This window comes from Ruegeria sp. YTSC199 (genome assembly GCF_059609725.1).
On record NZ_JBXWMF010000006.1, the window covers coordinates 228,842 to 250,456 of the forward strand.

At 59.8% G+C, this 21,615-nt stretch carries 25 protein-coding genes and 1 tRNA gene; 13 read left to right on the plus strand and 13 right to left on the minus strand.

Annotated features, from left to right (window positions below; translation table 11 throughout):
* The first annotated feature begins 350 nt into the window (after positions 1–350).
* Both dksA and AC2FEE_RS08245 read left to right on the plus strand, forming a co-directional pair.
* The gene (gene dksA / locus AC2FEE_RS08240; RefSeq protein ID WP_496864400.1) at positions 351–773 is read left to right on the plus strand and encodes an RNA polymerase-binding protein DksA; all 423 of its coding nucleotides are present in this window, start codon (positions 351–353) and stop codon (positions 771–773) included.
* A gap of 71 nt (positions 774–844) precedes the next feature.
* Positions 845–1,996: an FAD-dependent monooxygenase gene (locus AC2FEE_RS08245; protein WP_496864364.1), complete on the plus strand. Its 1,152-nt coding sequence runs from the start codon at positions 845–847 to the stop codon at positions 1,994–1,996.
* Positions 1,997–2,000: 4 nt separating this feature from the next.
* Here the strand turns inward: AC2FEE_RS08245 and xth are convergent, their stop codons facing one another.
* Entirely contained in the window at positions 2,001–2,780 is a 780-nt protein-coding gene (xth, locus tag AC2FEE_RS08250) for an exodeoxyribonuclease III (protein WP_496864366.1), read from the minus strand.
* Between the two features lie 60 nt (positions 2,781–2,840).
* Entirely contained in the window at positions 2,841–3,164 is a 324-nt protein-coding gene (locus AC2FEE_RS08255; RefSeq protein ID WP_170406378.1) for a HesB/IscA family protein, read from the minus strand.
* Between the two features lie 76 nt (positions 3,165–3,240).
* On the opposite strand from AC2FEE_RS08255, the gene AC2FEE_RS08260 reads away from it, so the two are divergent.
* Positions 3,241–4,383: a deoxyguanosinetriphosphate triphosphohydrolase gene (locus AC2FEE_RS08260; protein ID WP_496864368.1), complete on the plus strand. Its 1,143-nt coding sequence runs from the start codon at positions 3,241–3,243 to the stop codon at positions 4,381–4,383.
* Here AC2FEE_RS08260 and AC2FEE_RS08265 read toward each other — a convergent pair whose 3' ends face one another.
* Positions 4,384–4,935, minus strand: coding sequence for a putative pterin-binding protein (locus AC2FEE_RS08265; RefSeq protein ID WP_496864369.1), 552 nt, complete (start codon positions 4,933–4,935; stop codon positions 4,384–4,386). It lies immediately after the preceding gene.
* Positions 4,936–5,067: 132 nt separating this feature from the next.
* Between AC2FEE_RS08265 and argS the strand changes: the two genes are divergently transcribed.
* From argS to AC2FEE_RS08295, 6 genes are all read left to right on the plus strand, one after another.
* Entirely contained in the window at positions 5,068–6,813 is a 1,746-nt protein-coding gene (gene argS, locus AC2FEE_RS08270) for an arginine--tRNA ligase (protein WP_496864370.1), read from the plus strand.
* 39 nt (positions 6,814–6,852) lie between these two features.
* On the plus strand, positions 6,853–7,965 hold the full coding sequence (locus AC2FEE_RS08275) for an SPOR domain-containing protein (RefSeq protein WP_496864372.1): 1,113 nt from the start codon (positions 6,853–6,855) through the stop codon (positions 7,963–7,965).
* A complete protein-coding gene (gene nagZ, locus AC2FEE_RS08280) occupies positions 7,962–8,969 on the plus strand; it encodes a beta-N-acetylhexosaminidase (RefSeq protein ID WP_496864373.1) in 1,008 nt (335 codons plus the stop codon). Before AC2FEE_RS08275 ends, nagZ begins: the two co-directional genes overlap by 4 nt.
* On the plus strand, positions 8,959–9,753 hold the full coding sequence (locus AC2FEE_RS08285) for a segregation and condensation protein A (protein WP_496864374.1): 795 nt from the start codon (positions 8,959–8,961) through the stop codon (positions 9,751–9,753). The genes nagZ and AC2FEE_RS08285 overlap by 11 nt, the downstream gene beginning before the upstream one ends.
* Positions 9,746–10,402: an SMC-Scp complex subunit ScpB gene (gene scpB, locus AC2FEE_RS08290; RefSeq protein ID WP_496864375.1), complete on the plus strand. Its 657-nt coding sequence runs from the start codon at positions 9,746–9,748 to the stop codon at positions 10,400–10,402. Before AC2FEE_RS08285 ends, scpB begins: the two co-directional genes overlap by 8 nt.
* 64 nt (positions 10,403–10,466) lie before the next feature.
* A complete protein-coding gene (locus AC2FEE_RS08295; protein ID WP_496864376.1) occupies positions 10,467–10,691 on the plus strand; it encodes a hypothetical protein in 225 nt (74 codons plus the stop codon).
* Here the strand turns inward: AC2FEE_RS08295 and AC2FEE_RS08300 are convergent.
* The 8 genes from AC2FEE_RS08300 to AC2FEE_RS08335 all read right to left on the minus strand — a co-directional run bounded on the left by AC2FEE_RS08300 (position 10,688) and on the right by AC2FEE_RS08335 (position 16,065).
* On the minus strand, positions 10,688–11,767 hold the full coding sequence (locus tag AC2FEE_RS08300) for a 2'-deoxycytidine 5'-triphosphate deaminase (RefSeq protein ID WP_496864377.1): 1,080 nt from the start codon (positions 11,765–11,767) through the stop codon (positions 10,688–10,690). The genes AC2FEE_RS08295 and AC2FEE_RS08300 overlap by 4 nt on opposite strands.
* A 61-nt stretch (positions 11,768–11,828) precedes the next feature.
* Positions 11,829–11,905 (minus strand) — tRNA-Pro (locus AC2FEE_RS08305).
* Between the two features lie 63 nt (positions 11,906–11,968).
* Positions 11,969–12,592 (minus strand): MerR family transcriptional regulator, encoded by a 624-nt coding sequence (locus AC2FEE_RS08310; protein ID WP_496864378.1) that lies wholly within the window; start codon positions 12,590–12,592, stop codon positions 11,969–11,971.
* Between the two features lie 18 nt (positions 12,593–12,610).
* The gene (gene ihfA / locus AC2FEE_RS08315; RefSeq protein WP_008755922.1) at positions 12,611–12,913 is read right to left on the minus strand and encodes an integration host factor subunit alpha; all 303 of its coding nucleotides are present in this window, start codon (positions 12,911–12,913) and stop codon (positions 12,611–12,613) included.
* A gap of 96 nt (positions 12,914–13,009) precedes the next feature.
* Positions 13,010–13,981: a beta-ketoacyl-ACP synthase III gene (locus AC2FEE_RS08320; RefSeq protein WP_496864380.1), complete on the minus strand. Its 972-nt coding sequence runs from the start codon at positions 13,979–13,981 to the stop codon at positions 13,010–13,012.
* Positions 13,982–14,002: 21 nt separating this feature from the next.
* The gene (plsX, locus tag AC2FEE_RS08325) at positions 14,003–15,091 is read right to left on the minus strand and encodes a phosphate acyltransferase PlsX (protein WP_496864382.1); all 1,089 of its coding nucleotides are present in this window, start codon (positions 15,089–15,091) and stop codon (positions 14,003–14,005) included.
* Positions 15,092–15,115: 24 nt separating this feature from the next.
* Positions 15,116–15,322 (minus strand): 50S ribosomal protein L32, encoded by a 207-nt coding sequence (gene rpmF / locus AC2FEE_RS08330; protein ID WP_008756996.1) that lies wholly within the window; start codon positions 15,320–15,322, stop codon positions 15,116–15,118.
* A gap of 206 nt (positions 15,323–15,528) precedes the next feature.
* Entirely contained in the window at positions 15,529–16,065 is a 537-nt protein-coding gene (locus AC2FEE_RS08335; RefSeq protein ID WP_496864383.1) for a YceD family protein, read from the minus strand.
* Positions 16,066–16,150: 85 nt separating this feature from the next.
* Here AC2FEE_RS08335 and AC2FEE_RS08340 point away from each other — a divergent pair, with 85 nt between their 5' ends.
* The 3 genes from AC2FEE_RS08340 to AC2FEE_RS08350 all read left to right on the plus strand — a co-directional run bounded on the left by AC2FEE_RS08340 (position 16,151) and on the right by AC2FEE_RS08350 (position 19,309).
* Positions 16,151–16,627, plus strand: a complete 477-nt coding sequence (locus AC2FEE_RS08340; RefSeq protein ID WP_496864385.1) for an outer membrane protein assembly factor BamE — start codon at positions 16,151–16,153, stop codon at positions 16,625–16,627.
* A gap of 97 nt (positions 16,628–16,724) precedes the next feature.
* Positions 16,725–17,459, plus strand: coding sequence for a GNAT family N-acetyltransferase (locus AC2FEE_RS08345; protein WP_496864386.1), 735 nt, complete (start codon positions 16,725–16,727; stop codon positions 17,457–17,459).
* A gap of 41 nt (positions 17,460–17,500) precedes the next feature.
* Entirely contained in the window at positions 17,501–19,309 is a 1,809-nt protein-coding gene (locus AC2FEE_RS08350) for an ABC-F family ATP-binding cassette domain-containing protein (protein ID WP_496864387.1), read from the plus strand.
* Here the strand turns inward: AC2FEE_RS08350 and AC2FEE_RS08355 are convergent.
* Positions 19,306–19,857 carry a sugar O-acetyltransferase gene (locus tag AC2FEE_RS08355; protein ID WP_496864389.1) on the minus strand — a complete coding sequence of 184 codons (552 nt, stop codon included), beginning with the start codon at positions 19,855–19,857 and terminating at the stop codon, positions 19,306–19,308. The two genes, AC2FEE_RS08350 and AC2FEE_RS08355, sit on opposite strands and share 4 nt — an antisense overlap.
* 9 nt (positions 19,858–19,866) lie before the next feature.
* A complete protein-coding gene (locus tag AC2FEE_RS08360) occupies positions 19,867–20,622 on the minus strand; it encodes a 3-hydroxyacyl-CoA dehydrogenase (protein ID WP_496864391.1) in 756 nt (251 codons plus the stop codon).
* 208 nt (positions 20,623–20,830) lie between these two features.
* Between AC2FEE_RS08360 and AC2FEE_RS08365 the strand changes: the two genes are divergently transcribed.
* Positions 20,831–21,615, plus strand: a 785-nt coding sequence (locus AC2FEE_RS08365) for a hypothetical protein (protein ID WP_496864392.1), incomplete at its 3' end; no start/stop codon positions are given.

Here is a 21,615-nt window from a genome sequence, read left to right on the forward strand (position 1 = left end):
GCAATCTGTGCCGTTCGGGTTATAGAGAGGCGATGATTTTGACAAGCGGGGCCGCGGCGTCCAGCACCATGAAATTCACTGCGCCTTCAGTCCTTTTGGCGTGATTCGACTGAAGTCGACTGCCCCTTTGGTTGTGATTTGCCGCAAAAATGCCCAATGAATTCCGCAGAAAAACAAGCTTTTGTTGTTACATGTATCATATTTAGACAAGTCAGAAACGTGACGTATCAAGACGACGTTTGTGTAGTGACATTCGCACGTGCGTCAGATAAACGCTCCGCAGAAGGGAGAGCCAAATGTCAGGTGAAACAATTGCTGCCGACGTTTCTGGCCATACCGAGGGAGCAAAGATGAAGCAGGAAGTTTTTCTGCCGGAGGATTACCGTCCGGCCGAAGATGAGCCTTTCATGAATGACCGTCAGCTTGAGTATTTCCGTCGCAAGCTGATGGATTGGAAGAACGAACTATTGGCAGGCAGCCGCGACACGATCGAAGGGCTGCAGGACAACACCCGTAACATTCCGGACGTTGCCGACCGCGCGAGCGAGGAAACCGACCGCGCGCTGGAGCTGCGCACTCGGGATCGTCAGCGCAAGCTGGTGGCCAAGATCGACTCGGCCCTGCGCCGCATCGACGAGGGTGAGTATGGCTATTGCGAGATGACGGGCGATCCGATCTCGCTGAAACGGTTGGATGCGCGTCCGATCGCGACCATGACGCTTGAGGCTCAGGAACGCCACGAGCGCCGCGAGAAGGTCCACCGCGACGATTGATCGCTGAAAAACTCGGGAAAACACCAGCGCCGGGGCCTGTGGCCTCGGCGTTTTTGCGTTAAGGGGGTGCCATGAATATCGACGGTCTGAAATTCAGTGTCATCGGCGGCGGCATCGGCGGGCTGGCGGCTGCTCTGGCGCTGCGGCACCGCGGGGCGCAGGTGACGGTTCTGGAACAGGCTCCGGCCCTGACCGAGGTCGGCGCAGGATTGCAGATCAGTGCCAACGGTATCGCGGTTTTACGGGCGCTTGGCGTGCTGGGAAGCGTACCCGAGGGCGGGCAGCTGTCCTACGGAACGACGCTGCGCGATTACCGTAAGGGCCGCGTGATCAGCCGGGTTCCTGTGCCTGCGGCTGGTCCGACCTACTATTATCACCGTGCCGATCTGTTGAACCTGTTGCACCGGGCGGCGCGGGAGGCGGGGGTTGATATCCGGTTGAGCGCGCGCGTGACACAGGTTGTCAAACATCCAAGCGAGGCCGATGTCGTACTGGAGGGCGGCGAGCGGCTGCGGTCGGAATGTGTCATTGCCGCAGATGGCGGGCGCAGCACGATCCGACCGAACCTGAACGGCACCGAGGCGCCTCAGTTCACCCATCAGGTCGCTTGGCGGGCAACGATCCCCTGGTCGCAACGCGAAGAGATGCCGCGTGCATCTCTGACTATGGGTCCCGGCCGCCATGTGGTCACCTATCCGCTGCGCGATCAGCGTCTGATGAATGTGGTGGCGATTGAAGAACGTTCGGATTGGCGAGAGGAAGGCTGGCGTCTGCAAGGCGACACCAATGATCTGCGCGCGCGCTTTGCAGATTTCGGCGGTCCGGTGCACGATGTTCTGGCCGAGGTGACCGAAACCCACCTGTGGGCCCTGTTCCTGCGCCCCGTCGCGCAAAGCTGGCAAAACGGGCGTCTAGCGCTGCTGGGCGACTCGGCCCATCCCACGCTGCCCTTCATGGCGCAGGGCGCATGTCTGGCGTTGGAGGATGCGTGGATTTTGGCCCGTGCTTTCAAAGACCAATCGGGTGTGAAACAAGCCCTTACCGCCTACGAAACGCAGCGCCGCCCCAGGGCAAGGCAAGTTGTTGCCGCCGCCGGAGCAAATGCGCGCAACTTCCACTTGCGCGGACCAATGCGATTGGCGGCGCAGATGGCTCTGATGGCCGTTGGGGCTCAATTGGCGAAGAAATACGAGTGGATCTACAGCTTCGACGCAACGGCGTGAACAGTTACAGGTCGAGGTCAACCCAGACCGGCACGTGATCCGAGGGCTTTTCGTGCCCGCGCACCGCTGAATCAATCTGACAGTCGCGCATCAGATCGGCAGCCTGCGGTGTCAGCAGGAAATGGTCGATTCGAATGCCGTCATTCTTGTTCCATGCCCCGGCCTGATAGTCCCAAAAGGAATAATGCCCCGGCCCCTGAATGCGCGCTCGAAAAGCCTCGGTGAACCCGAGGTTCAGCACTTTGCGAAACGCGGCGCGGCTTTCGGGGCGGAACAGGGCGTCCTCGCGCCAGGCATCCGGACGGGCTGCGTCTTCGGCCTGCGGGATGATGTTGTAGTCACCCGCCATCAGTGCCGGATCTTCGCTGGCCATCAGATCGCGCGCGCGGTGAAACAGCCGCTCCATCCACGCCAGTTTGTAATCGTATTTCGGACCTGGGGCCGGGTTGCCGTTGGGCAGATACAGCCCGCAGATACGCAGCGCCTGTTTGCCAATCACCGTCGCCTCGATCCAGCGCGCCTGTTCGTCCTCGTCGTCGCCGGGCAGGCCGCGAGATACGTCTTCAAGCGGTAGCTTTGACAGGATCGCCACGCCGTTGAAGCTTTTCTGTCCGTGCGTTTCGACGTTGTAACCCCGCTCTTCAAATATCTCGCGCGGGAAGTTCTCGTCGATCGACTTGATCTCTTGCAGCAAAACGACATCAGGCTGCGCCTCATCCAGCCACCGGGGCAGGGCCTCGGCCCGCGCTTTGATGCCGTTGATGTTGAACGTGGCGATTTTCATGCGCGATCCTCCGGCTGGCTGCCGGTTGATCTATCCCTCAACCGCGCGGGCAGGGCAAGGTCACATTGAAAATGAAGTACCGCAACCGCAGGAAGAAGTAGCGTTCGGGTTTTCGATCACAAACCTTGCGCCGATCAGTTCCTGCGTGAAATCGATCACCGCGTTTTCCAGAAACGGCAAGGAAATCGAGTCGACAATCACCTTTTGGCCTTTGCCTTCCAGCACAAGGTCGTCCTCTTTGGGTTCATCCAGCGCGATTTCGTATTGAAATCCGGAACATCCGCCGCCTTCCACTGCGACGCGCAGGGCCTGACCCTGATCCGCCGCGCCGATCTCGGCGAGACGTTCAAAGGCGCGTTCTGTGACTGTGGGGGGCAGATTCATGCCAGTCTCCAAAGGTTTATTTCCTTTACGCCTTACAATATAGAAAGTGCAAGGACAGGCGACAAGGACATGACCTTTGGACAGAGCAGGTTTTGCCTCGGACCCAGGCCGCGCAAGGGGGCGGCTTGTACCTGAGGAGGAAAGCAGTTTCCGGTCATGCTTTCAACGTGACCGGGACCGGATCATTCACGCCAGTGCGTTTCGGCGGCTCAAACACAAGACGCAAGTGTTTGTCGAGCATGAGGGTGACAGCTATCGCACCCGTTTGACCCATTCCATCGAAGTCGCACAGGTGGCGCGCACGATTGCCGGGGCTTTGGGCCTGAACCCAGAGCTGACCGAAGCGGTCGCGCTGGCCCATGACCTCGGGCACACGCCTTTCGGTCATACCGGGGAAGACGCTTTGCATGCGTTGATGGAGCCCTATGGCGGGTTCGACCACAACGCGCAGGCCATTCGGATCGTAACCAAACTTGAGCGTCACTATGCAGAGTTCGATGGCTGCAACCTGACTTGGGAATGTCTTGAGGGCATAGCCAAGCATAACGGGCCCGTGACTGGGGAATTGCCCTGGGCTTTGGCCGAGTGCAATGAAGGCTTCGATCTTGAACTGCACACGCATGCCAGTGCCGAGGCGCAGGTGGCCGCACTGTCAGACGACATTGCCTACAACAACCACGATCTGTTGGACGGCCTGAGGGCCAACCTGTTCACGGATGATGAAATCCAGCAATTGCCGATCGTGGGCGACTGCTATGCAGAGGTGGACCGAAAATATCCCGGTCTTGATCCCTATCGCCGCAGGCATGAGGCGCTACGGCGGGTGTTTGGCGTCATGGTGTCAGATGTGATCGACACCTCGCGCGGACTGATCGCTGAGTCAGGGGCACAGGCGGTCGAAGATATCCGGCACCTGGGTTATCCGGTGGTTCAGTTCTCAAACGGCCTGTGGGCGCAGCTCAAGGAAATTCGCGCGTTTCTGTTCACGCGGATGTACCGCGCCCCTAGTGTGATGGAGGTGCGCGCCGAAGTCAGCACGGTCGTGCAAGAGCTGTTTCCGATATACCTCAATGATCCCAAGCAGATGCCTGCGCGCTGGCACGAAGATATAGAGGCGTCGCAAGACGAGATCGCGCTGGCTCGGATTGTGTCGGACTATATCGCCGGAATGACGGACCGCTTCGCCCTGCAAGATTACAAAAGGCTGACGGGCCGGTAATTACTCAACCCCGATATAGGCCAACGCCCACACCTGCTGGCCAGATTGCTTTTGCGCCAATTCTGCATCGTCTGTTGGAGGAAAAACGATCATGGTGGGGCCATAGCCGCCGATCCCCATCGGAGACCCGTCTGCGTGGGTCGCAACAATGGGCTGATGCGCGGTGACGCTTTCCCACAGTATTTCCGATTGATAGCCGTCAAGCGCCATTGGCTTTGCGGTTTTACCCGCAGCACCTGCCATCGTCATCACATCTGATAGAAGGGGGCCAGAAAATGCGATCTCTCGCTGGTTGCCTTCGGGTCCGTAGGTAACCTTGATTTCGACCTGTTCCAGACCATCCAGCATGGCGGCGTCGAACCCGGCGGCGCCGTCGTGCTGAACTTCGAGATAGCCCAGAAGGCCGCCGTCATTCTCACCCCGGGCTGGCAGGTTGGCTTCGGTGACTGCGCCGCCCAGCGTCAACAGAACGTGACCTTGCGGCGCAGGCATTTCGGCCCAGACGGGCGACGATGCGGTCAGGGCGATGGCAAGGGGCAGGGCTAGGCGCATGAAACGGTCTCCGGGTTCGCATTTCCTGTGACCTTAGCCCCGTTTACGGTTAATCCAAGCGGAAACTGATCGCTTGCATTGACCTTGCTGCTTTGCGTGATAAACCGCCGGGCAAGCAAAAGGACATCCGAAATGAACCTGTTTTCCGAGATCCGCGGCCTTGTGCTGGACGCGCTGGCACAGATGCAGTCCGAAGGCGCGCTGCCCGAAGGGCTGAGCTTTGACAATGTGGCGGTCGAACCGCCGCGCGACGCCGCACATGGCGACATGGCGACCAATGCGGCGATGGTGCTGGCAAAACCGGCCAAGATGAAGCCGCGTGACATTGCCGACGTGCTGGCCGGGAAGCTGGCAGCGGATGACCGGATCACCAGCGCCGAGGTTGCCGGGCCGGGCTTCTTGAACCTGCGGCTTGCCCCGTCGGTTTGGCAGGGCGTTCTGGCGGCGGTGCTGCAGAAGGGCACCGACTATGGTCGCTCGACCATGGGGCACGGGCAAAAGGTCAACGTGGAATATGTCTCGGCCAACCCGACCGGTCCGCTGCATGTGGGTCATACACGGGGCGCTGTATTCGGCGACGCTCTGGCAAGCCTTCTGGCGTATTCAGGCCATGACGTGACGCGCGAGTATTACATCAACGATGGCGGTGCGCAGGTCGATGTGCTGGCGCGCTCGGCCTACGAACGGTATCGCGAGGCCAATGGCCTGAGCCCCGAGATTGCCGAGGGGCTCTATCCCGGCGACTACCTGATCCCGATCGGTGAGGCGCTGAAAGAGAAATACGGCGACAGCCTGATCGACCAGCCGGAAAGCGAATGGCTGGACGATCTGCGTGAGTTCTCGACCGACGCGATGATGGATCTGATCCGCGCCGACCTGAAGGCCCTGGGCGTCGAGATGGATGTGTTCTTCTCGGAGAAATCGCTCTATGGCACGGGCCGGATCGAGGCGGCGCTGGAGTCACTGACCAAGAAGGGCCTGATCTACGAGGGCGTTCTGGAGCCGCCGAAGGGCAAGAAGCCCGAGGATTGGGAGCCGCGCGAGCAGACACTGTTCAAGTCGACCGAGCACGGTGATGACGTCGACCGCCCGGTCAAGAAGTCCGACGGCAGCTGGACCTATTTCGCCCCGGATATCGCCTATCACTATGACAAGGTGACCCGTGGATTTGACGCGCTGATCGACGTGTTTGGTGCGGACCATGGCGGATATGTCAAACGGATGAAGGCGGCAGTGTCGGCGCTGTCCGATGGCAAGGTGCCGCTGGATATCAAGCTGACCCAGCTGGTGAAGCTGTGGAAGAATGGCGAACCGTTCAAGATGTCCAAACGGGCAGGGAACTTTGTCACCCTGCGCGATGTGGTCGATCAGGTTGGTCCCGACGTGACCCGTTTTGTCATGCTGACCCGTAAGAACGACGCGCCGCTGGATTTCGACTTCGACAAGGTGCTGGAACAGAGCCGCGAGAACCCCGTGTTCTACGTGCAATACGCCCATGCCCGCGTAATGAGCGTGCTGCGCCGCGCGGCTGAGGCTGGGATTGCCGCCGATGATGCAACCCTTGTCGGGGCGGATCTGAGCAAGAACGATCATGCCTCGGAACTGACCGTAGCCAAGAAGCTGGCCGAATGGCCACGTCTGGTTGAAATTGCTGCGCGAACCAACGAGCCGCACCGGGTTGCCTTCTATCTCTATGAGCTTGCAGGGGAATTCCACGCGTTGTGGAACAAGGGCAATGACGAAACCCAATTGCGCTTCATCCAGGATGGCGATGTTGCCACAAGCCAGTCAAAAATCGCACTGGCCCGGGCTGTTTCTGTTGTGATTTCAGCGGGCTTGGGTATTCTTGGCGTCACTCCGGCGCAGGAGATGCGGTAACAAACACCGCCCGAAGCACCGGTACGAGGTAGGCAAGAAATGACCCGCGCGCCACGTTTTAAGGCGCTATCGGGCGGTGAGGCGGACATGGCACGTTACGATTACTCGGGGCAGATGCGCCCCGAGCAGATGCATTACACGAATCAACCGCATCCTCAGGATGGGTACGAGTATTCCGACGACATGCACGGATATGAAGAAGCGCCGCGCGCAGTGGGGCTGAGCCGTATCGTCAATGCAATGGGCGCGATTGCGTCCCTGGCTCTGGTCGCCGGGATTGGCGTCTGGGGGTATAAGCTGGTGATGCGCGATGTTTCCGGCGTACCGGTCGTGCGGGCCATCGAAGGACCGATGCGCATTCAGCCCGATAACCCCGGCGGAACGCCTGCGGATCATCAGGGTCTGGCTGTCAACGCCGTGGCTGCGGTGGGCACCGCCGCCCCGCCTGCGGACCGTCTGATCCTTGCGCCGCGCCCGGTTTCGCTGACCGATGAGGACACGCCGGTTGAACCTCTGAAACCCACTCCGGCTGTGCATGTGGTTCAGGAAGAGATATCCAACCAGGAAGCCGCCGAACTGCGTCAGGGTACGGTGGACGCTTTGGTTTCGGAACTGGCAGGCGATGCAGCCCGGATTGATGAGCCGACGGAAGAAGGCGTGCAACTGGCTGCCTTGTCCTTGCCCGAGGAAGAGCCTGCAATCGATCCCGCTGATCTGGCCGCACAACTGCCCGACCCTGAACTGGCCGCATTGCCTGGTGTGCGCCGGTCTTTGCGCCCGATCACGCGCCCGGCTCGTGCAAAGCCCAGCAGTATTACGTCAAACAGCAGCACCGAAGCCGCGATCAACGCCGCCGTCAAAGCGGCTGTTGGGGTGGATATTGATCCTGACACGCTGTCGAAAGGCACACGCATGGCGCAGCTTGGGGCATATGAAAGTTCGGACGTAGCGCGTGCGGAATGGGATCGGCTGAACAACAGATTTGGCGATTATATGGATGGAAAGCAGCGTGTTATCCAGAAAACCTCACGAGGCGGACGGACCTTTTATCGGCTGCGTGTGCTGGGGTTTGACGATCTGAGCGACTCGCGCCAGTTCTGTGCCGCGCTCGAGGCACGCGGGGCCGATTGTATTCCGGTGGCCGCTCGGTGAGTTTTGGTGCGGCGATCACCGACGCTGAAGGCCTTCGCCTGACGCCTCAGGAAAAGAAATTGTTTCGCGAGATGAACCCGTTCGGGTTCATTCTGTTTGCGCGCAATATCGACACCGCCGATCAGGTCCGCGCCCTGTGCGATGATTTCCGCGAGGCCGTGGGCCGCAATTGCCCCATCACCATCGATCAAGAGGGCGGCCGGGTTCAGCGCCTGCGCACGCCTCTGGCGCGCGAATGGCTGCCGCCACTGGATCACGTTGCGCGGGCCGGGGAACAGGCCGAACGGGCGATGTACCTACGTTATCGTTTAATCGCTGACGAGCTGTTCGGGCTGGGTATCGACAGTAACTGTGCACCGATGGTCGATCTGGCACGGGATGTCACCCATGCGTTCTTGAAAAACCGTTGCTATGGTTCTGATCCCAAGGCCGTTGCAAAAATCGGCAAGGCGGTCGCCCAAGGCCATCTGGATGGCGGCGTTTTGCCCGTCATCAAGCATATGCCGGGTCATGGTCTGTCCACGCTCGACAGTCACCACGACCTGCCTCATGTTGACCTGACACAGGACGCGCTGGAACAGGTCGATTTCGTTCCGTTCCGCGATCTGAACGATCTGCCGATGGGGATGACGGCGCATCTGGTCTATGACCAGATCGACCCGCAGCCAGCGACGATCTCACCGACAATGATCAACCTGATCCGCGACAAGATCGGGTTCGACGGGTTGATCATGACCGACGACATCTCGATGAAGGCCCTTAGCGGCGCGCCCGAAGAAATTGCCTGTCAAGCACTGGACGCCGGGTGCGATGCAGTTCTGCACTGCAATGGCTCGTTTGACGCCCGCGCCAAAGTGCTGGACGTGGCCGGGCAAATGACCGAGCAGGCCGTGAAGCGCGCAGAAAAGGCGCTTACGATGCGGCAAAAGCCTGTAGAACTTGACATCCACGCCGCCGAGGCGGAACTATCTGCCCTAATGGGCGGGCAGGTATATGAACGATAATCTTTTCAGCGAAGACCCGGTCTCGGTCGCGGATCGTCTTGCGGCCGAAGCTCTGATCGTTGACGTCGACGGGTTTGAAGGCCCGCTCGATGTGCTGCTGACCCTGTCACGCACGCAAAAAGTCGACCTGCGAAAGATCTCGGTTCTGGCGCTGGCGCAGCAGTATCTGGCCTTTGTCGAAAAGGCCCGCGCGCTGCGGATCGAATTGGCGGCGGATTACCTGGTCATGGCCGCCTGGCTGGCTTTTCTGAAGTCCCGCCTGCTGCTGCCCCCTGACCCGGATGATGACGGACCCTCGGGCGAGGAACTGGCCGCGCATCTGGCGTTCCAGCTAGAGCGTTTGCAGGCCATGCGGGATGCCGCCGCCCGCCTTATGGCGCGCGATCAGTTGGGCCGCGATTTTTTCAAACGCGGGCAGGGCGAGGACATCACCCGCATCCGCACCGTCACCTATTCCGCCACGCTGCTGGACCTGATGCAGGGGTATGCGCGCATTCGCACCCGCGACGAATTCCGCCCCTTTGTCATGGACCGCGACGCCGTATTCACCATGGAACAGGCGCTGGAACGGATGCGCCCTCTGATCGGGTTTGCAGGTGCCTGGACGGATATGGAGACATATTTGCCCGAGGGTTGGGACGCCGACCCGGTCCGGCGCCGGTCGGCCACGGCTGCGACCTTTGCGGCCTCGTTGGAGCTGGTAAAAGAAGGACATATGGAAATCAAGCAAAGCGAAACCTTTGCCCCGATCCATCTGCGTAAGAGGACCGAAACTCGTGATTGACGCCCCCGAAGACGAAGGCACCGGCACCCTGTTCGAAGCTCCGCCCGTTGCGGAACAGGAACGTATGGTCGAAGCCGTGCTGTTCGCCAGTGCCGAACCTGTGACGGTTGGCGACCTTGAAGCCCGTATGCCCCATGGCAGCGATGCCGAACAAGCGGTTGAAATGCTTCAAAAACGATATCAAGGGCGTGGCGTTCGCGTGGTCCGCGTGGGCGAGGCCTGGGCCATCCGCACAGCCCCCGATCTGGGCTTTCTGATGCAGAAGGAAACGGTTGAGACTCGCAAGTTGAGCCGGGCCGCCATCGAAACGCTGGCCATCGTTGCTTATCACCAGCCCTGCACCCGGGCTGAAATCGAGGAAATCCGCGGTGTCTCGGTTTCGCGCGGGACCATCGACCAATTGTTGGAGATGGAGTGGATCCGGCTGGGCCGCCGCCGCATGACACCGGGCCGTCCGGTGACCTTTGTGGTGACACCGCAATTTCTCGACCATTTCGGGCTGGAAAACGCCCGCGATCTGCCAGGCCTCAAGGAATTGCGTGCTGCAGGGTTGCTTGAAAACAGGCCGCCGCCGGGCACTATTCCCTTGGGGGAAGGGCGTGAGGACGAAGAAGACGAGGATCAGACCGAACTGTTCGAGGAAGAGTGATCATATAGCCCTTTTGTTGTCACATGAGACCCCTATGTTGGACAGAAGGAAACGGAGTTGAGCAATGAACGCCAATCGGATCATCGACATGATCGTACGTCAGGTCATGCGCCGCCTTGTCAGTAAGGGCGTGGATAAGGGCTTTGACATGGCCGGCCGTGTGGGCGGTAAGTCGGATCAGCAGCCCGACGACCCCAACCGCGCGAAAAACAGCGGCCCGCGCCCGTCCCAGAACCTGAGACAGGCGCAGCGGATGACCCGCCAAATGCGCCGGTTCATGAAGTTCTAACTAACCGATTTGAAGTGTTTGGACAGCTTCAGTCCCTGTCCCTGATAGTTTGACGCAATGCCCGCTCCGTATAGCTGCGTGGGCATTTCGGCCATTTTCTCATAGACCAACCGTCCGACGACCTGACCGTGTTCCAGCACAAAGGGCGCTTCGTGGCAGCGTACCTCGAGCACACCGCGCGACCCCGCGCCACCAGCGGCGGCGTGGCCAAAGCCGGGATCGAAGAAACCGGCATAGTGCACCCGAAACTCACCGACCATCGCCAGATAGGGAGCCATTTCCGCTGCATAGAGGGGTGGGATATGCACGGCTTCGCGGCTGACCAGGATATAAAACGCACCGGGGTCCAGAATGATGCGGCCATCGCGGGTGCGCACCTCTTCCCAGTATTCCTGCGGATCGTATTCGCCGATCCTGTCCAGATCGATGACACCGGTATGCGGCTTGGCGCGGTAACCCACGAGATCCGTGTCGGGCAGTTGCAGGTCGACGGAAAAACCCAACCCATCCTGAATCACTGCCGGGCCATCGACCAGCGGCGACTCGTTGTGGAGCGCCGTCAACTCGGTATCGCTTAGCACCGCCTGACCCTGTCGGAAGCGTATCTGGTTCAGCCGCATTCCCGGACGCACCAGAACCGAGAATGAGCGCGGGCAAATCTCGGCATAAAGCGGTCCGGTATAGCCCGCCGGCACTCGGTCAAATTCCGTGCCGCCATCGGTGATAGTGCGGGTCAGCAGGTCAAGCCGCCCGGTTGAACTTTTGGCGTTGGCAACAGCGGTCACGCTGGCGGGCAGGGCCAGTGATTCCATCAGTGGCACCAGGTAGACGCAGCCTTTCTCAAGCACGGCTCCGTCGGAAATGTCGATGCGGTGCATCTCGAACTCGGCCAAGCGGTCGGCGACCGAACGTCCTTCGCCCGCCAGAAAGGACGCGCGGACGCGGTAAGCAACTGTTCCCAGACGTAAATCAAGGCTGGCCGGTTGAACCTGAGCAGGGATGATCTGAGGGCTGGCGGTGATTTCACCGCGTTCAATCATGCCTTCGATCTGTTGGTTTGGGCATACACCAGTCATTCCGATCCCCCCTGATGCCAGAGCGGGATCTGGCCTGTCTGCCATAAACGTCGGTGTGATTTGGTCGGGCTAGCAGGACTCGAACCTGCGACCTTCCGTCCCCCAGACGGACGCGCTACCAGGCTGCGCCATAGCCCGACGTTGAGGTGTTCATAAAGACTTTCCCGGCAGGGGCAAGAGGAAATCATCGCCTTTTTTTTCTTATCCCGCCGTTCGGTTTTCAATGCGATTGAGCACGGCCCGCAGGTCTTTTGCCACCGGAGCGATCTGTTTCAGCAGATCGTCATCGAAATCGGTACGATTCCACGCCTGCGTTGCGATTCCACCCAACAGAGGGGCCTCGTCCAGAAATTCAGGGGCAGGTTTCGGAGGCAGTGTCTGGGGCGCAGATACGACAGGTTCTGCCTGAGAGGCCTTAGGCACAACAGGTTCAGCCACCGGAGCAGATTCACCCAGATCCAAATTGATCTGTTCACTCGTCGTAGCCGGTTTAGAGGAAAACGGTACTACCACGTTGTCGCTGGGCGTGGCTTCCGAGTTGGCCATCTCATCCAACCCCTGCGAAAGCGCTGCAACATGCGCCACTCCCTGTTCACGCAGGATACGCTGAACACCCTTGATGGTGATCCCATCCTCGTGCAGCAGTTTCTTGATGCCGCCCAGCAGCCGCATGTCGTTTGGGCGGTAATAGCGCCGCCCTCCGGCGCGTTTCACCGGTTTGACCTGATTGAAACGGCTTTCCCAGAAACGCAGGACGTGCGCCTGAACACCCAGCCAATCCGCAACTTCACTGATCGTGCGAAACGCGTCGGGGGACTTGCTCATGACTATGCCGTCCTGATCTTATTTGCGGTTCCCTGCCGCGACGCGATCCTTCATCAGGTGCGACGGGCGGAAAGTCAGAACCCGGCGGGGCTGAATAGGAACCTCTTCGCCGGTTTTGGGGTTACGGCCGATCCGAGCGGTCTTGTCCCGAACGCTGAAAGTGCCAAAGGATGAAATCTTCACCTGTTCGCCACGCACCAGCGCATCGGACATGTGGTTCAGAACGCTTTCGACCAGTTGCGCGCTCTCGTTGCGTGACAGGCCAACTTCGCGAAAGACGGCCTCGCTCAGATCCATTCTGGTCAGTGTTTTATCGCCCATACCATTTCCCCTGTTGATACTAGAGAATATGGTGGAGGCAATTTCACTGTCAATATCAATGAATTGCAGGCCTGTGTGTAAGCCGTTTTGCGCCGGTTACCAGCGCAGGACAACCGCACCCCAGGCCAGACCGCCGCCAATGGCCTCGGTTACGATCAGATCGCCTTGCTTGATCTGGCCACGCTGTTTGCCCACCGACAGTGCCAGAGGAATCGACGCGGCTGAGGTGTTGCCGTGGTCCTGTACGGTGACGACCACGTTCTCCATCGGCAGGCCCATTTTCTTGGCAGTACCCTGAATGATGCGGATATTGGCCTGATGCGGCACGATCCAGTCGACATCCGAGTTTCCAAGGCCCGCGCTCCCTAGGGCGGTTTCCGCAGTTTTCGTCAGTTTTTCAACGGCATGGCGGAAAACCTGATTGCCCTGCATCCGCAAATGACCGGTCGACTGGGTCGACACGCCGCCGTCCACATACAGCAAGTCCTTGTACCGGCCATCCGAGTTCAGGTCAGTGGCCAGAATGCCGCGATCATCGGATGTGCCCGCGCCATCTTGCAGCTCAAGAACCAGCGCACCGGCACCGTCGCCGAACAGCACGCAGGTCGACCGGTCAGTCCAATCCATGATTCGCGAGAAAGTTTCGGCCCCGATGACCAGAACCCGTTTGGCCTGACCGGACAGGATCAGGGCGTTGGCGTTGCTGAGCGCAAAGACGAATCCGGCGCAGACGGCCTGAACGTCAAAGGCAAAGCCCTTGGTCATGCCCAGACGCGCCTGAACCATGGTTGCAGCAGACGGGAAGGTCAGATCGGCGGTCGAAGTTGCCACAATGATCGCGTCGATTTCGTCCGCCGACAGGCCCGCATCGGTCAGCGCGGCCTCGGCCGCTTTGGTGGCCAAGTCGGACGTGGATTCCCCCTCGGCGGCAAAATGGCGGCGTTCGATCCCCGAGCGGGTTCTGATCCACTCATCCGTTGTATCGAGCGTCTTTTCAAACTCGGAATTCGGAACGACGCGCTCTGGCAAATAATGTCCGACACCTACGACAACTGAACGGCCTGCCATGCTTGGGTACTGCCTTTTTTGTTATTCGCCGACCTTTGGCGGCGTGTGGGCGGCATCTTGTGCAAGCTCGGCTGTTGATGCAACCCGTGCCGCCAATTTTTCGGCGAAACCAGACTGGGCGAGGGTAAAGGCCAGTTTGACTGCCGCTGAGACTCCGGTGGCATCAGCGCCACCATGCGACTTGACCACGGTTCCGTTGAGGCCAAGGAATACCCCGCCATTCACACGGCGCGGGTCGATACGTTTTTTCAGACGGTTGAGCGATGTGATCGCCAGAACCGACGCCAGGCGCGATAGGGGAGAGTATTTGAACGCCTGACGCAACAGGTCGCCAATCAGGCTGGCCGTGCCTTCGCCGGTCTTGATCGCGACGTTGCCGGTAAAGCCATCGGTTACAATGACATCCGCCTTGTCACCGGGAATGTCGCTGCCTTCGACGAAGCCGACAAATTCGAAGTTCGCCTGCTCTGCGAACTCGGCGATCATCGCCTGGGCTTCTTTCAGCTCGGCGCGGCCCTTGTGTTCTTCTGTTCCGACATTCAGCAGGCCGATGCGCGGGCGTTCCAGCGCCATGCCGTTGCGGGCATAAGATGCGCCCATCAGCGCATATTGCAGCAGATCCTTGGCGTCGGCCCGCACATCCGCGCCCACATCCAGCATCACGTTGAACCCTTGGGGGTTGCGCGATGGCCACAGAATCGCAATTGCCGGGCGGTTCACGCCCGGCAATTTGCGCAGCCGCATCATCGACAATGCCATCAGCGCGCCGGTATTGCCGCAGGAGACGGCGCCATGGGCCTCGCCATTGCGCACCGAATCCAGCGTCGACCACATCGAGGTCTGCTTGCCGTTGCGGACAACCTGGCTGGGCTTGTCCTCCATCGTGACCACGTCGGGGCAATCACGAAAAACGACGCGCCCCTGCAGGACACGCCGTTTGGCAACAAGTTTGCGAAGCGTTTGCTCAGGCCCGTGCAAGATGAACGCGATGTCGGGGTTTACGTTTGCCGATTTGGCAATGCCCGCAACCACGGTTACAGGCCCCGAATCTCCGCCCATAGCGTCAACCGAGATGGTAATCCGTCCGGCGTGCGTGGGCTGCTCAGTCATGCCTTGCCTTCGCTTTTAAAAGGCTTAGGCCGCGTCTTCGTCCAGATCGATTTCGTCGGCTTGTGCGACGACTTCACGATCATCGTAGTGACCGCAGGACGCACACACGTGGTGCGGGCGCTTCAGCTCGCCGCAGTTGGGGCATTCGTTCGGGTTTGCAGCAACCAGAGCGTCGTGTGCGCGGCGGTTGTTGCGACGCGACTTGGAAACTTTGTTCTGTTGGACGGCCATGGTCTCAACCTTTGTCTAACTAAGGGCCAACAGATTCGCTGTGGCCGGGTTTCATTCTTCGTTTTTCTCGTGGTTTGACGCGCGTTTAGGGTACGAGCCCCACGTTGTCCAACCTAAATTCCGATGAGCGCGCGAAAATACTGCGATTCTCGTCATGTTCAAGCGATTTTTCTGAGCGCCTGCTATGACAGGAAAACAGACCTATGTCACTCGTCTTTTTTCAACGCATCGCGCAATCCTGCCAACCCGGCAAACGGCTTAACGTCTTCATCGGTCATCGCCTGTTTTCCTGGCACGGTAAAGTCGGCCTGTCCCAGCTCTGCGCCTTCTTTGCGTGGGTATTGGGGCAGGGCCAGCGACAGCGCCTCGATCATCACAAGCGCCGGGTCGATCTCGGCGCCCAGCTGTTCGGTCTCGTCACCTTCGGGGATTTCGAACTCGGGCTCGTCGGGATCGACCCAGTCGGCGACAAAGGCCCGTGTGACGGGGATGTCGATACGGGTGGTCACCGGTTCCAGTGTCACCACGCAGGGCTGAATTACCGTGGCGCCCAGTTTTCCGTTCAATACCCAGTCGCGTTTGCCCTGTGCCCTTACGTCACCCACAAAGCTGAGTTTGCGCAGGCCGAGCAGGCCCAAGTCGTCCCTTATCGCCTCCAACGCCTTGCTGTCCGGGCGCAAGTCAAATGGTGTGGCTGCGTTTTGGGGCAGGTCGGCCACCCGCAGAGATGTCTGATTGCTCATTCGTGACCCTTTCCTGTGTTGAACCGGGGCTGCGGTTTGATGTAAGCGGATAGGGCCCGTAAAGGGCCAAGGCAAGAGGGTGTAAATGTTGAAGGTTGTGAACAGGTTGAAACCGGCGTCCAGAACGCTTGTCTTTGCGGCCTGTCTGGCGGCGGCCAGTGCATGTACTCCGGTCTTCAAGAATCACGGGTATATCCCGCCCCCTGAGGATCTTGCCGAGATCAAAGTGGGTGTCGACACGCGCGACAGTGTGCTCGAAACCGTTGGCGCACCCAGCTCATCCGGTGTGGTGCGTGATTCCGGTTTCTATTACGTGCGGTCACGCGTTCGCCACTATGGCCCGAAAAAACCCGAAGTCGTCTCGCGCGAGCTGGTGGCGATCAGCTTTGATGACCGAGGAGTCGTTCGCAATATCGAACGGTTCGGGCTTGAGGACGGTATCGTTGTTCCGCTGGACCGCCGCATTACCGAATCGACCATTCAGAGTCAGGGCTTTATCCGTCAGCTGTTGGGCAATATCGGCAACTTCAATCCAACCAATATTCCCGGCGCGTCGCAGTAACGAAAGCCATACCTTGCTATGGTCACATGGCGGTCACACATGGTGTGATAGTGACGCAGCAAGATGTAACGGGTCGGCAACCGCGGAGGATGCGACCATGACACTATTGCTTGGCATAGGCCGTTATCGCGCGCGATTGGCGCAGACACCGCAGGATGTGACGGCTGCGCAGCGGTTGCGCACGATGACATTCGGAACGGATCAGACTGACCGGGATTCATTCGATCCGGTCTGCGCCCATGTCCTGGTCGAGGATATGCGGGAAGGCGGGCAACTGGTCTGCTGTTTTCGTTTGCTGACCATAGAAGACGGCGCTGAGATCACCCGCAGCTATTCGGCGCAATTTTATGACCTTTCGGCCCTGCAAGGTTTTACTGGGCGCATGGTCGAGATGGGACGATTCTGCATCCACCCCGACCGGACCGATCCCGATATTCTTCGCGTCGCATGGGGGGCGATGACGGCTTATGTCGATCAGAACAACGTCGAGATGCTGTTTGGTTGTTCCTCTTTTGCAGGGACGGAAACTGTGGATTATCTTGATGCTTTTGCCATGCTGAAACACCGGCACTTGGCGCCAAAACGCTGGTTGCCGCGGGTCAAAGCACCGGATGTTTTTCGCTTTGCCACCCGTTTGCGCCGCCGCCCGGATGAGAAAAAGGCAATGCTGCGGATGCCACCCTTGCTGCGCACCTATCTGATGATGGGCGGCTGGGTCAGTGATCATGCGGTGGTGGATCGCCATATGAACACATTGCATGTCTTCACCGGGCTCGAGATTGGCGCGATCCCCCCCGCCAGGAAACGTCTGTTGCGGGCAGTGGTCGGGTAATCCAAGTTGACGCTTCGGTCCTGCCGGTTTAGCTGGCAGGCATGGCGAGAATTCCTTTGTTGCAGATGTCCGGCATTTCCCTGACTTTCGGGGGCGATCCGGTGTTTTCCGAGCTTGATCTGGTGGTTCAACCGGGCGACCGCGTGGCGCTGGTCGGGCGGAACGGGTCCGGTAAGTCCACATTAATGAAAGTTATGGCCGGTCTGGTTGAGCCTGATCACGGCGATATCGTGGTGCCTCCGGGCAAATCCGTCGGATACATGGAGCAGGACCCCGGTATGGAGGGATTTGCGACGCTAGGCGATTACGCCTCGAGCGGGTTGGAGCCGGGTGAGCTGTACAAAGTTGAACGCGCCGGCGAAGGGTTAAAGTTCGATCCTTCGCGCCCGGTCGAAACCGCTTCGGGCGGTGAGCGTCGGCGGGCGGCACTGGCCAAGCTGATGGCCGAGGCACCCGACCTGATGCTACTGGACGAGCCGACCAACCATCTGGATATCGAGGCCATCGCCTGGCTGGAACGTGAACTGGGTGCAACGCGGACAGCCTATGTGCTGATCTCGCACGACCGCGCGTTTCTGCGCGCTTTGACCCGCGCAACGCTTTGGATCGACCGCGGTATGGTGCGGCGGCAAGAGCAGGGGTTCGATGTGTTCGAAACCTGGCGCGATAAGATCTGGGAAGAAGAGGACCAGCAGAGGCATAAGCTGAACCGACTGATCAAGTCCGAGGCCAAATGGGCTGTTGAGGGCATCAGTGCGCGGCGTAAACGCAATCAGGGACGGGTGCGGTCGCTTCAGGCGTTACGGGCCGAGAAAGCCGCACAGATCAAACGTCAGGGTTCGGCGGCGATGACGCTGGAGGCAGGGCCGAAATCCGGGCGAAAGGTGATTGAGGCCACGGGCTTGGCCAAGTCTTTTGGCACCCAGCAGATTGTGCGGAACTTTGATCTGCTGGTGCAGCGCGGTGACCGCGTGGCTTTTGTCGGCCCCAACGGTGTGGGTAAGACGACGCTGTTGAAGATGTTGTTGGGTCAGGAGCACCCGGATGAAGGCTCGGTGACACTGGGCACCAATCTCGAAATCGCGGTCTTCGACCAGACCCGCGCGCAACTGGACCCGGAAATGAGCCTTTGGGATAGTCTGACCGGCGACCCCGAGATGCGGGTTTCCGGCAAGGCCGATCAAGTGATGGTCGGTGGCCAACCCAAGCATGTGGTCGGCTATCTCAAGGAATTCCTGTTTGACGAACGGCAGTCCAGAGCGGCGGTTAAATCCCTGTCAGGGGGCGAAAAAGCGCGATTGCTGCTGGCCAAGCTGATGGCGAAATCCTCGAACCTGCTGGTGCTGGACGAACCGACCAACGATCTGGATGTCGAAACACTGGATCTGTTGCAGGAACTGCTGGACGATTATGACGGCACCGTTCTGCTGGTCAGTCACGACCGGGATTTCCTGGATCGCGTCGCCACCACGACCATCGCGATGGAGGGCAATGGCCGCGCAATCGTCTATGCGGGTGGGTGGTCGGACTATATTGCACAGCGAGGGGGCGTTGCGGAAAAGAAGGTAGAAAAATCAAAACCCTTAAAACCAAAGGTCAAACCGGAAAGTCAGGCGAAATCGGGTCTGTCTTTCTCGGAAAAACACCGGCTTGAGAAACTACCCGCCGAAATCGCCCGGCTTGAGGCCGAGATCGGCAAACTGGAAGACCTCATGTCCGATCCCGAATTGTTCACTCGCGAACCGGTTAAATTCCAGAAGGCGACCGAGGCGTTGGTCGAGCGGCAGGAAAAACTGGCCGCAGCCGAGGATGAGTGGCTGATGCTCGAAGAAAAGGCCGAAGGCGCTTAGGACTGTTTCAGCGCTCGGGCAGGGTTTCCAACGACCGTTTCTTCGGCCGCGACGCATTTGGTCACGACGCTGCCCGCACCGATGGTGGCATTGTCACCAATTGTGATGCCGGGCATCAGGATGGCTCCACCACCCACCCAGACATTCCGCCCAATCGTCACTGGCAGGCCGATTTCTAGACCCTGCGCACGCTCAACCGGGTCTTTGGCGTGTTGGGCGCAATAAATCTGAACGTGCGGTCCGAACATCGTGCCGTCTCCGACCCTCACCGGTGCGGTATCCAGAATCACGCAGCCCGCGTTGAAATAAACGCGCTGGCCAAGGTGGATGTTCACCCCATAGGCGCAGTGAAAAGGAGCCTCGAGAAAGCAATCCGACCCGACGTTGCCGAACAACGCCAGCAATTCCGGTGCTATCGCACCGCGGGTATCAGGCGGACAGGTGTTATGCGCGTGAACCGCGCGCCGGGCCTGTGCGCGCAGGGCATCCAATTCCGGATCCAGACAGCAATACCACTCTCCGGCCTGCATCTTTTCGCGTTCGGTCATGAAACTGACCTAGCGCATTCGCAGGGCACCGTCGATGCGGATGACCTCTCCGTTCAGGTATCCCATCTCGACAATGAACCCGGCCAGACGCCCATATTCGCCGGGGTCGCCCAGGCGGGCCGGGTTGGGGACGTCGGCGGCCAGTTGCTGTTGTACCTCTTCGGGCAGACCGGCCAGCATCGGGGTCATGAAGATGCCCGGTGCGATGGTCATCACCCGAATTCCGGTCGAGGCCAGATCGCGCGCCATTGGCAGGGTCATTCCCACCACGCCCCCTTTCGAGGCCGCATAGGCCGACTGTCCCTTTTGCCCGTCAAACGCCGCGATTGAGGCGGTATTGATGATCACCCCGCGCGCGCCATCCGGTTCGGGGTCGTTCTTGGACATCTCGGCCGCTGCCAGGCGCGAGACGTTGAAGGTCCCGACCAGATTGATATCGATGGTGCGTTGGAACGCGTCCAAAGGGTGAGGGCCGTCCTTACCAACCGTCTTGATGCCATAGGCAATGCCGGCGCAGTTAACGGCGGCCGTGATCCGACCCATCCGGTCCGTCGCCTGTGCAATCGCCGCCGCGACTGAGGTCTCATCAGTCACGTCTGTCTCTGCGAAATACCCACCGATTTCCGAGGCAACCTGAGTGCCGCGTTCTGCGTCACGGTCAAGGATGGTGACCTGTGCGCCCTGATCCGCGAAATGGCGGGCGGTGGCTTCACCCAGGCCCGAGGCCCCGCCGGTGATGACCGCGGCTGTGGTCGACAATTGCATGACGGCTCCTTTTTCTCAGTATATGAACGTTTGTTCATTTATTCGATGATTTAAGTTCTGTCCATCATTTTGACGCCTGTTTTCCGATAAATCATGCGTGTCTCAAGCGTTTCTCAGAAGACCTTTAACCATGCTTAATGCGCGTGTCTCACATCGATATCAGGCGAAATGACGCGCCCAATGGGCGTCGTGCAAGGAGACAATCGTTATGGTTAAGAGTTTGAAGGTTGGAATTCCCGTGCTGGTGACAGCACCGTTTCTGACAATAATGGCGGCAAGCAGCGCCGCTGCAGCACCCGAGGTGTGCAACTGGAAAACGGCGAGGGATGCGGCAAATCGCGGGGATTACCAGATGATGTGCGATTGCCAACAGGTGACACCCAGCTTTCTGAAACGTCTGCAAACGCGGCAGGACTTCCCGGCTACCTTGCGTAACACAACCGCTCAGTGCCCCGGTTTGGCGGCCTTGCTGACAGACCAGCCGACAGGCTCGATCAGTGCATCGGGAACCCCGGGTGAGGCGCGCGGCAATGATCAGTTTGCGGGATTCGAACCGGATAATGGGAACGACTCGGGCTCGGGTGGCGGAGGCGGGGGTGGTACCCCCGGTGATGGCGGAGGCGGCCCCGGTGACGGTGGTGGTGACCCAGGTAACGGCGGAGGCGGCCCCGGTGATGGCGGCGGCGACCCGGGTGACGGCGGAGGCGGCCCCGGTGACGGTGGTGGTGACCCCGGTAACGGTGGTGGTGACCCCGGTGATGGCGGCGGCGACCCCGGTGACGGCGGCGGCGGTAATGGCGGCGGCAACGGCAACGGCGGGAATAACGGTGGTGGCCACGGTGGCGGCAAAGGCGGCGACGGAAAAGGTGGCGGCCACGGCGGCGGCAAGGGCGGCGACGGAAAAGGTGGCGGCCACGGCGGCGGCAAAGGCGGCGATGGAAAAGGTGGCGGCCATGGCGGCGGCAAAGGCGGCGATGGAAAAGGTGGCGGCCA

Excerpts from the sequence above, each read along its gene's own strand:
- dksA (WP_496864400.1), top strand. The coding sequence starts at position 351 with ATGAAGCAGGAAGTTTTTCTGCCGGAGGATTACCGTCCGGCCGAAGAT.
- AC2FEE_RS08245 (WP_496864364.1), top strand. The coding sequence starts at position 845 with ATGAATATCGACGGTCTGAAATTCAGTGTCATCGGCGGCGGCATCGGC.
- xth (WP_496864366.1), bottom strand. The coding sequence starts at position 2,780 with ATGAAAATCGCCACGTTCAACATCAACGGCATCAAAGCGCGGGCCGAG.
- AC2FEE_RS08255 (WP_170406378.1), bottom strand. The coding sequence starts at position 3,164 with ATGAATCTGCCCCCCACAGTCACAGAACGCGCCTTTGAACGTCTCGCC.
- AC2FEE_RS08265 (WP_496864369.1), bottom strand. The coding sequence starts at position 4,935 with ATGCGCCTAGCCCTGCCCCTTGCCATCGCCCTGACCGCATCGTCGCCC.
- argS (WP_496864370.1), top strand. The coding sequence starts at position 5,068 with ATGAACCTGTTTTCCGAGATCCGCGGCCTTGTGCTGGACGCGCTGGCA.
- AC2FEE_RS08275 (WP_496864372.1), top strand. The coding sequence starts at position 6,853 with ATGACCCGCGCGCCACGTTTTAAGGCGCTATCGGGCGGTGAGGCGGAC.
- AC2FEE_RS08285 (WP_496864374.1), top strand. The coding sequence starts at position 8,959 with ATGAACGATAATCTTTTCAGCGAAGACCCGGTCTCGGTCGCGGATCGT.
- AC2FEE_RS08295 (WP_496864376.1), top strand. The coding sequence starts at position 10,467 with ATGAACGCCAATCGGATCATCGACATGATCGTACGTCAGGTCATGCGC.
- AC2FEE_RS08300 (WP_496864377.1), bottom strand. The coding sequence starts at position 11,767 with ATGACTGGTGTATGCCCAAACCAACAGATCGAAGGCATGATTGAACGC.
- AC2FEE_RS08310 (WP_496864378.1), bottom strand. The coding sequence starts at position 12,592 with ATGAGCAAGTCCCCCGACGCGTTTCGCACGATCAGTGAAGTTGCGGAT.
- ihfA (WP_008755922.1), bottom strand. The coding sequence starts at position 12,913 with ATGGGCGATAAAACACTGACCAGAATGGATCTGAGCGAGGCCGTCTTT.
- AC2FEE_RS08320 (WP_496864380.1), bottom strand. The coding sequence starts at position 13,981 with ATGGCAGGCCGTTCAGTTGTCGTAGGTGTCGGACATTATTTGCCAGAG.
- plsX (WP_496864382.1), bottom strand. The coding sequence starts at position 15,091 with ATGACTGAGCAGCCCACGCACGCCGGACGGATTACCATCTCGGTTGAC.
- rpmF (WP_008756996.1), bottom strand. The coding sequence starts at position 15,322 with ATGGCCGTCCAACAGAACAAAGTTTCCAAGTCGCGTCGCAACAACCGC.
- AC2FEE_RS08335 (WP_496864383.1), bottom strand. The coding sequence starts at position 16,065 with ATGAGCAATCAGACATCTCTGCGGGTGGCCGACCTGCCCCAAAACGCA.
- AC2FEE_RS08340 (WP_496864385.1), top strand. The coding sequence starts at position 16,151 with ATGTTGAAGGTTGTGAACAGGTTGAAACCGGCGTCCAGAACGCTTGTC.
- AC2FEE_RS08345 (WP_496864386.1), top strand. The coding sequence starts at position 16,725 with ATGACACTATTGCTTGGCATAGGCCGTTATCGCGCGCGATTGGCGCAG.
- AC2FEE_RS08350 (WP_496864387.1), top strand. The coding sequence starts at position 17,501 with ATGGCGAGAATTCCTTTGTTGCAGATGTCCGGCATTTCCCTGACTTTC.
- AC2FEE_RS08355 (WP_496864389.1), bottom strand. The coding sequence starts at position 19,857 with ATGACCGAACGCGAAAAGATGCAGGCCGGAGAGTGGTATTGCTGTCTG.
- AC2FEE_RS08360 (WP_496864391.1), bottom strand. The coding sequence starts at position 20,622 with ATGCAATTGTCGACCACAGCCGCGGTCATCACCGGCGGGGCCTCGGGC.